The organism is Synechococcus sp. R8-2, from assembly GCF_047461715.1.
In the GTDB taxonomy this organism is placed as follows: domain Bacteria; phylum Cyanobacteriota; class Cyanobacteriia; order Thermostichales; family Thermostichaceae; genus Thermostichus.
Genome location: NZ_JANSHQ010000716.1, coordinates 1 through 1,426 on the forward strand (window position 1 = coordinate 1; position 1,426 = coordinate 1,426).

Here is a 1,426-nt window from a genome sequence, read left to right on the forward strand (position 1 = left end):
GCCCACTCCCCCCTTGCCGCTGGAAATGGCGATGATGTTGCGCACACCGGGGATGGACTGGCGATTCGGCAGGGAAGGGGAACGGGGGGTTTCTGCCGTTACCGTGACATCAATGGCTTCGATGGGGGTCAACCGGCGGATGGCAGCTTTGCACTCCTCGACAATGAATTCTCGCAAAGGGCAGGCCGGCGTGGTCAGCACCAGGGTAAAGGCCACTCGCCCAGGCTCGACGCGAATATCCCGGATCATGTTCAGTTCCACCAGGCTGCGGCGCAGCTCCGGATCTTGAACAGGGCGCAACGCTTCAAGGATGGCAGCAGCATCAAGGGTGGAGGTGGTCATGGAATCGGAAGGCTCAGCGGGTCAGTCCATATTTCACTCTAATCGGTTTTTCTCGGGTTCTTGCCGGCAGGGAAGGACAGCTCCAAAACGGGCTGCCACGCTAGTCCTGGGCAAGCAGGCTGGCCGAGGCTGATTCTGGTTGGAAGACAACGCTGTTGGCCGACGGGGGAGGGCAATTGTGCAAGCGCTGAGTGGGAGTTGGCTTGTGGTTGGGGCTAACGTTCTTGGCGCAGTTGATCCCTCTGCTGGAAAAGAGGGGATCCCGTCGCTTCTCAATCCGGGACGAGCGCGCCCACCGGGCCGTACCAACTCTCTCTTGTGGCTTGCCCTGGGATCCCTTCTGCCGTTACTTTTCTCGGTCACCCTACCTGCCTTGTGCGGTGAGTCCTCTGGGCCCCTGCCGCTGCCCCCACCACGCTGCGCGTCCAAAAGATGCTGCCTGGGCGTTCTGTCCACAACAAGAATAAACTGTGGTCTGTTCTCGTGCCGGTATCTCAGGAAATTCAAGGAATTGGTTGTGAAGCCAGGCAAAAGTATGGAAATCCGTCCTGCCACCGCCTTAGATGTGCCCGTTTTGTTTGACCTCATCTGCGCCTTGGCCGAGTACGAGAAGCTGAGCCACCTGGTAACGGGATCCGCTGATCTGTTGCGCCACTACTTGTTCGGCCCAGAGGCTTTGGCCTCGGCGTTGTTGGCAGAAGTGGAGGGGCAAGCGGTGGGATTTGCCCTCTACTTCCGCAATTTTTCCACGTTCCTGACCCGACCAGGGATTTACCTTGAGGATCTGTTCGTGTTGCCGGAGTTTCGCGGCAGAGGCATTGGCAAAGCGCTCTTGGCGCGGGTGGCTCAGGAGGCGGTGGCCAAAGGATATGGGCGGCTGGAGTGGATGGTTTTGGATTGGAACCAGCCGGCGATAGAGTTCTATCGACGCATGGGTGCCCAGCAACATCCCGAATGGATTCTCAACCGCGTGGTGGGTGCTGATTTGGAAGCTTTGGCTCGGCTGGCTGAGGATCCCTGTCGATCTTGAGCAAGCTCCCCTCTGTTACAGACCCTAGCATTCGTGACATCCTCCCGGCGCTCG

General features: G+C 59.0%; 3 protein-coding genes. 2 read left to right on the forward strand and 1 reads right to left on the reverse strand.

Annotated features, from left to right (window positions below; all coding sequences use genetic code 11):
* Positions 1-342: iron-sulfur cluster assembly protein (locus tag NW819_RS14155; RefSeq protein ID WP_414414139.1), on the reverse strand; the 342-nt coding region annotated here is incomplete at its 3' end.
* A 191-nt stretch (positions 343-533) separates the two neighbouring features.
* Here NW819_RS14155 and NW819_RS14160 point away from each other — a divergent pair.
* Together NW819_RS14160 and NW819_RS14165 are read left to right on the forward strand one after the other, a co-directional pair.
* A complete protein-coding gene (locus tag NW819_RS14160; RefSeq protein WP_414414140.1) occupies positions 534-809 on the forward strand; it encodes a DUF6464 family protein in 276 nt (91 codons plus the stop codon).
* A 68-nt stretch (positions 810-877) separates the two neighbouring features.
* On the forward strand, positions 878-1,372 hold the full coding sequence (locus tag NW819_RS14165; RefSeq protein ID WP_414330224.1) for an N-acetyltransferase family protein: 495 nt from the start codon (positions 878-880) through the stop codon (positions 1,370-1,372).
* Positions 1,373-1,426: the final 54 nt, after the last annotated feature.